This window comes from Acidisoma silvae (genome assembly GCF_020618775.1).
In the GTDB taxonomy this organism is placed as follows: Bacteria; Pseudomonadota; Alphaproteobacteria; order Acetobacterales; family Acetobacteraceae; genus Acidisoma; species Acidisoma silvae.
Map to the genome: position 1 here is coordinate 1 of NZ_JAESVB010000060.1, position 1,916 is coordinate 1,916.

At 62.1% G+C, this 1,916-nt stretch carries 2 protein-coding genes; both read right to left on the minus strand.

Annotated features, from left to right (window positions below):
• Positions 1-1,364, minus strand: a 1,364-nt coding sequence (tnpC, locus tag ASILVAE211_RS25730) for an IS66 family transposase (protein ID WP_227324204.1), incomplete at its 3' end; no start/stop codon positions are given.
• A 68-nt stretch (positions 1,365-1,432) separates the two neighbouring features.
• Positions 1,433-1,777, minus strand: coding sequence for an IS66 family insertion sequence element accessory protein TnpB (gene tnpB, locus ASILVAE211_RS25735; protein WP_227324205.1), 345 nt, complete (start codon positions 1,775-1,777; stop codon positions 1,433-1,435).
• Between the last annotated feature and the right edge of the window lie 139 nt (positions 1,778-1,916).

A 1,916-nucleotide genomic window follows, 5' to 3' on the forward strand; every position in this document is an offset into this window, starting at 1 on the left:
CGGAGCAGTCGCTCGGATAGATTATTATCAATGCTGAGCCTGCCGTCTTCGATGTAGCGCGTCAGGGCATCCCAACGGTTCAAGGCGTATTGGAATGCTTTGGCAAGGGGCGCTTTGCTCGAGAGGCGCCGCCGTTGTGCGATCGCCCAAGAATGGAAGGCGCCGAGCAGCGGTTTGGCCCGCGCTTGCCGCTCAGTTCGGCGGTGCGCTGCCGGTTGGCCGCGGATGTCATCCTCCACCGCGTAGAGGTCCTGAATGCGCCGCAAGGCTTCCTCGGCAATGACGGACTGGGTGGCGTCGAAGACTTCAAAGAATTTCCTGCGGGCGTGCGCGACGCAGGCAACGTGCTGCACCGGGGGCGCGTTGCGACCGTGTGGCCGATAAAGGGCTTCATATCCAGAGAAGGCATCAGCATGTAGATAGCCGCGGAAGCCCTCAAGATGTGTTTGAGGTCGCTCACCTTTGCGGTCGGCGCTGTAGCGATACAGCACGGCGGGATGACCCGACCCGGCATAGGGTCGCGGGTCCACGGCATAGCACCAGAACCGCGACAAATTCGTCTTGCCCTTGCCGGGCGCCAGGGTGCGGATGGGTGTGTCGTCGGTCCAGATCACCGATTGAGCCATGACATATTCGCCGATCCTCTTAGCCAGAGGGACCAGCCACCAGGCAACTTGCCCAACCCACTCGGCCAGCACGGCGCGTGAGATATCGATGCCTTCGCGCGCCAGAATGCCCGCCTGACGATAGAGAGGCAGGCCGTCGCAGTATTTCGAGACCGCGATATGGGCCAGCAATCCCGGGCCCGGCCGCCCTTTCTCGATGGGCAAGTCCGGCGCCGGGGCCTGGAACACCGCTTCGCACCGACGGCATGCATATTTCGGCCGAACGTGACGGATGACCTTCAGCCGGGCCGGAATCTTTTCCAGCACCTCGGTCGTGGTTTCACCGATTTTGGTCAGGCGAGCCGGGTCACAGCCGCCGCACTGGCAGATGATCTCCGGCTCATGCACCACCACCTCCCGCGGCAAGTGCGGCGGTAGGGGCTTGCGTCCGGTGGGTTTCCGCTCGTGGTCCTTTGCCTCCCGCGCCCTCGGGCTGGCCGCGATCTGCTCGCCAACCGTTTCTTCGAGATCCTCCAGGCGCAACTCCAACTGCACGATCTCGCCGTCGAGCCTCTCGGAGGATTGGCCGTAGCGTTGCCGCCGTAGAACCGCCAATTGCATCTTGATCTGCTCGATCTCGAGCAGCGCCACCTTTAGCCGTGCTTCGGAGGCGGCGAGTTCCACCAACCTGGCATCACGCTCCGCCAGCTGGTCCCGCAGCTTTGCAATCTCTTCGTGAAGAGCTTCGACCTCGGACATAGGCCGAGCTTATCAGATCCTGCATCGCTGTACAAAGGTTCGATAGACCTAGCCGACAAAGTTCTTGATCAGACCACAACCTCCGGCCGGGCAGTCCAGGCCGTGTTGCGCCAATCGATCGATTCCAGCAGCATCGAGAACTGCGCCATGGTGAGTGACACAACGCCGTCCTTGGCCTGCGGCCATACGAAGCGACCCCGGTCCAGCTTTTTCACGTAGAGGCACAAGCCCTGGCGATCCCAGAACAAGCACTTGATCAAATCGCCCCGGCGGCCTCTAAACAAAAAAATCGCCCCGCTAAACGGGTCATGCTTCAGCACCGTCTGAACCTGCGCAGCGAGGGAGTGGAACCCTTTCCGCATGTCCGTGACGCCACAGGCCAGGTAAATGCGGACCTCTCCCGCGGGCAGCATCAGCTACCGTTCAGCGTTGATAAGACGCCTCGCAAAACGGCCTCGTCGGCCGCTCCTTCAACCCGCACACGAATGCCGCCCGGGAACTCAATCTCAATTCGCCCGAATGCGGCCTTCTGCCTCGCCGGAACCGGGAGCG

Excerpts from the sequence above, each read along its gene's own strand:
- tnpB (WP_227324205.1), bottom strand. The coding sequence starts at position 1,777 with ATGCTGCCCGCGGGAGAGGTCCGCATTTACCTGGCCTGTGGCGTCACG.